Source organism: Geminocystis sp. GBBB08, from assembly GCF_016743215.1.
Taxonomy (GTDB): domain Bacteria; phylum Cyanobacteriota; class Cyanobacteriia; order Cyanobacteriales; family Cyanobacteriaceae; genus Geminocystis.
The window spans coordinates 1-5,006 of sequence record NZ_VRZC01000227.1 but is presented as its reverse complement, the minus strand read 5'-3'; the positions used below and the strand labels follow the sequence as shown (position 1 = coordinate 5,006).

The 5,006-nt window shown below is 36.5% G+C and carries 3 protein-coding genes and 1 pseudogene; 3 read left to right on the top strand and 1 reads right to left on the bottom strand.

The genetic code is table 11. From position 1 onward, the window contains the following. Window positions 1-198: 198 nt before the first annotated feature. Complete coding sequence (locus tag FWJ34_RS18245; protein ID WP_308256762.1) at window positions 199-2,205, top strand: NAD(P)H-quinone oxidoreductase subunit 5; 2,007 nt, start codon at window positions 199-201, stop codon at window positions 2,203-2,205. A 177-nt stretch (window positions 2,206-2,382) separates the two neighbouring features. Here the strand turns inward: FWJ34_RS18245 and petH are convergent, their stop codons facing one another. Then, entirely contained in the window at window positions 2,383-3,591 is a 1,209-nt protein-coding gene (petH, locus tag FWJ34_RS18240; protein WP_308256761.1) for a ferredoxin--NADP reductase, read from the bottom strand. Between the two features lie 254 nt (window positions 3,592-3,845). Between petH and fldA the strand changes: the two genes are divergently transcribed. Together fldA and FWJ34_RS18230 are read left to right on the top strand one after the other, a co-directional pair. Next, window positions 3,846-4,358, top strand: a complete 513-nt coding sequence (fldA, locus tag FWJ34_RS18235; protein ID WP_308256760.1) for a flavodoxin FldA — start codon at window positions 3,846-3,848, stop codon at window positions 4,356-4,358. Window positions 4,359-4,482: 124 nt separating this feature from the next. Then, window positions 4,483-5,006, top strand: a pseudogene (locus tag FWJ34_RS18230) (chlorophyll a/b binding light-harvesting protein); the annotation flags it as partial.

Genomic DNA, 5,006 nt, shown 5'->3' with positions numbered 1-5,006 from the left:
TTATAGAACTTATTTGATATTTACGCCTGTAACCGAAATAACAAAAGGTTTTGACGAGATTAAAGCATTTCTCCTGAAATCATTACTATATAATCATTCTAAAAAAGATACCAAATGGTTTCTATAAGTTAATTGTTCATTATTTATCATCCTATGTCACAATTAAAACGTTATCAATAATTTAGACAATAACTTAGGATGGACAGTTTAAAATTATATGAATACGCTTGGTTAATACCAGCACTACCACTACTCTCTTCAATGATAGTGGGTATCGGTTTAATTTCTTTTAATCAAGCTACTAACAAGCTACGAAAAGTTAATTCTGTCTTCATTATCTCTATTTTAGGCGTTTGTTTAACTATGGCGATCGCCTTATTTTGGAGTCAATGGCAAGGACATGAGCCTTACACAAAAATGATAGAATGGGCTTCTGCTGGAGATTTTAGCCTAAGTATGGGCTATACCATTGATCATCTTAGCTCTTTGATGTTAGTTATTGTTACCACCGTAGCTTTATTGGTAATGATTTATACTGACGGTTATATGGCCCATGATGCTGGTTATGTCCGTTTCTATGCCTATCTGAGTATTTTTAGTGCTTCTATGCTAGGTTTAGTCATTAGTCCTAACCTTGTGCAAGTATATATATTCTGGGAATTAGTCGGGGTATGTTCATACTTACTCATCGGTTTCTGGTACGATCGCAAACCGGCAGCCGATGCCTGTCAAAAAGCCTTTGTTACTAATAGGGTAGGCGACTTTGGTTTATTACTCGGTATGCTTGGCTTATATTGGGCAACAGGTACATTTGATTTTATTCCCATGGGAGATCGCCTTCATGAATTAGTGTTCTCAGGGCAAGTTGCCGGGTGGTTAGCAGCATTATTCGCCATTTTAGTCTTTTTAGGCCCTGTGGCAAAATCAGCCCAGTTTCCGCTCCATGTATGGCTACCTGACGCAATGGAAGGACCTACCCCTATCTCAGCTTTAATTCATGCGGCGACAATGGTAGCGGCTGGGGTATTTTTAATTGCTCGGATGTATCCTGTATTTGAGCCAATTCCAGAAGTAATGACAGTGATTTCATGGACAGGTTGTTTTACCGCCTTCCTAGGTGCTACCATCGCCGTTACCCAAAATGACATCAAAAAAGGGTTAGCTTATTCCACCATTTCTCAACTAGGTTATATGGTGATGGCTATGGGTATTGGTGCCTATAGTGCAGGACTATTTCACCTGATGACTCATGCTTATTTCAAAGCTATGTTATTCTTATGTTCAGGTTCAGTTATTCACGGCATGGAAGAAGTGGTAGGGCATGAACCAGTTTTAGCCCAAGATATGCGATTAATGGGGAATTTACGCAAATATATGCCCATTACTTCTACTTGCTTCCTCATTGGCACTTTAGCTATCTGTGGCATTCCTCCTTTCGCCGGATTTTGGTCAAAAGATGAGATTCTTGGTTTAGCCTTTGAAGCAAATCCGATTTTATGGTTAGTGGGTTGGTTAACAGCAGGTTTAACCGCATTTTATATGTTTAGAATGTATTTCATGACTTTTGAAGGAAGTTTTAGGGGTAAAGATCATAAAATTCAAGAACAATTATTACAAACCGCAGGTATTACTGTTAGTGGTCATGGACATCACGGAGAAAAACCCCATGAATCACCCTTAACCATGACATTTCCTTTGATGGCATTAGCTGTGCCTTCTGTGTTAATCGGTTTATTAGGGATGCCTTGGAATAATCGCTTTGAGGAGTTTATTGCTTCCCCTAATGAAGAAGTGTTAGAAGTGGCTCACCATTTCGACTTAAACGAGTTTCTGATTATGGGGGGTAATTCTGTTGGTATTGCTTTAATTGGTATCACCATTGCCTCTTTATGTTACCTTCAAGGTAAAATCGATTATAGGGCCATCGCCGAAAAAATCCAACCTTTATATGAACTTTCCTTAAATAAATGGTATTTCGATGATATATACGATAGAGTCTTTGTGCAAGGGTGTCGCCGTATTGCTCGTGGTATAATGGAAGTTGATTATAAAGTAGTAGATGGAGCGGTAAATTTAACCGGTTTAGCAACCATCATCAGTGCTGAAGGGTTAAAATATTTTGAAAATGGACGAGTGCAATTTTATGCACTTATAGTTTTTGCTGCTGTTTTAGGTTTTGCTATTGCATTTACGGTAATTAGTTAACTAGCTATAAGGTGTTAGGTTGTTAGGTGTAAAAAATCAACAACGGGCAACCTGATAAATAACAGTGCAAAATTAGTTTGAGATAAGCAAGGGGTAGGCAAGAGGCTTAAGCCCCTTGTTAAGTAATAGGGTGTTTATATTTGCACCGTTGGGATAATTCTCTGTTTTAAGAATTAATTAATATACTTCAACGTGCCAACGTTCTTCTTTTTTCATTTGTTTGCGCATTTCATCCCATTTTAATCCTCTTTTATCAGCTTCTGCCGTAAAGGTTTGGGAAATAGGAGGTTCCATACCTTTTAAACCACACATATAAACATGAGTGTTAGGTTTTTGGATTAACTCAAACAATTCATCGGCATATTCACTAACACGACTTTGAACATAAACTTTACCACCATCAGCAGTGTTTTGTTCACGACTAATAGCATAAGTTAAACGGAAGTTATCAGGATATTCCGCCGACATTTTCTCTAAATCATCTTTATAAAGAATATTTTGGGTATAAGGAATACCAAAGATTAACCATGCTAAACCTTTGAATTGATAATCAGGGTTTTTCTCTCTTTCTTTAAACATACGCCATAAAAACGCACGAAAAGGAGCAATACCGGTACCTGTAGCTAACATAATTATGGTAGCATTTTCATCATCAGGTAATAACATTTCTTTTCCTACTGGGCCAGTAATAGATACATCTGCACCAACCTCTAAGTTACAAAGGTAAGTAGAGCAAACACCGTAAATGGTTTCTCCGGCTTCATTTTTATACTCTAATTGACGTACACATAAAGATACAGTTTGACCATCTAAGCGATCGCCATGACGAGTAGAGGCGATAGAATAAAGACGTAACTTTTGGGGTTTACCTTTTTCATCAGTGCCAGGGGGGATAATACCAATACTTTGACCTTCTAAATAGTGCAAATCACCTTCAGAAAGATCGAAAGTTAAATGACGTACTGTTCCGCTACCGCCTTCTGCAACCAATTCGTAGTTTTCTAAACATTTACCAACAAAAGGATTATTGGGGCGATAGAGATTAACAGGTACTTTTTTATGTTCTTGAGGTTTAGATTGAGCTTGAGTCATGGCTTGAGGGTTCGTAGTAGAATTAGAACTAGAACTTAGACTTTGAGCCGGAATAACAGTATTAATACCAGTAGGAGTAATTTTAATAATTTTGCCTCCGAGACGATTAATACGATTTATTTCTTGATTCATCCTAGAGTAAGGCACAGTAATAAAAGTAGTGCCACTTTGACGGATGGGGTAGTCTAAATTATCATTGCCTTGAGAGGAAATACCTACAACTTCAAAAAGAAAATAATTTTCCTCAAGGTTAGAATTTGTTACAAAAGTTTTTACAACTTTAGTAGTTCTCATATCCTTAATATACTCCTGATTTTATAAAAGTAAAGTAAAGTTTGTCTGAAAACGCTTATTATGTCAATTTTTCACTATATAAACTTCACTGGTTTATGAACAAAATATAAGCCAATGTTAATCTTACCAAAACAAGGACTCAAAAATTTTTCTTCATAATTATTGCTAATAATAATCAATTAAGTTAATCTAAGGTTAGGTTTATTAATAATTATTTTTAATAAGCTTAAATAACATTATAATCAAAAAACAAAATGACAAAAATTGGCTTATTTTTTGGAACTCAAACAGGTAATACCGAAACTATAGCTGAAACTATCCAAGCAGAATTTGGCGGAAATAGCATAGTTGATTTACATGACGTAGCAAGAGCAGAAGTTGAAGATTTAAGAGGATATGAATACCTCATCATCGGTTGTCCTACTTGGAATGTGGGAGAGTTACAGAGTGATTGGGATGCTTTATATCAAGATTTAGAGGAAATAGATTTTACAGCCAAGAAAGTTGCTTATTTTGGGGCAGGAGATCAAATCGGCTACTCTGATAACTTTCAGGATGCTATGGGCATTTTAGAGGAAAAAATATCTTCTCTCGGTGGTAAAACCGTAGGTTATTGGAGTACAGAAAATTATGACTTTAATGAATCAAAAGCGGTGCGTAATGGTAAATTTGTCGGTTTAGCCATTGACGAAGATAATCAATCGGATTTGACTAAAAGCCGTATTAAATCTTGGGTTGCACAGGTTAAAGGTGAATTTGGTTTGTAAAGTTAACATTTTCTTTACAAAACTTAACTAAAAATTATTGCAAAATAATAGCAGTTAAGATAAATTATTTATAGACTTATTAATAATAAATAGCAATAAGTTCTAAACAAAAAAGGAAGATAATATGCAAACTTACGATAACCCCGAGGTAAAATATGATTGGTGGGCAGGAAATGCCCGATTTGCTAATCAAAGTGGCTTCTTTATTGCGGCCCATGTCGGACAAGCCGCTCTTACTGCGTTTTGGGCTGGAGCGTTTACTTTATTTGAAATTTCCCGTTTTGATACATCCTTACCAATGGGAGAACAGGGATTAATTCTTTTACCCCACTTAGCAACCTTAGGTTGGGGTGTAGGAGATGGAGGTTTAATAGTAGATACCTATCCATACTTTGTGATAGGGGCGATTCATCTTATTTCTTCTGCTTTTTTAGGTGCTGGGGCTTTATATCATGTTTTGAAAGCACCCGATGACTTAAGTAAAGCTCAAGGACAAGCTAAGATGTTCCATTTTACATGGGATGATCCTGCGAAATTAGGTTTAATTCTTGGTCATCATCTGTTATTTTTGGGGGCAGGTGCATTATTATTAGCTGGAAAAGCAATGTATTGGGGCGGTTTATATGATGCCACCACTCAGTCTGTGCG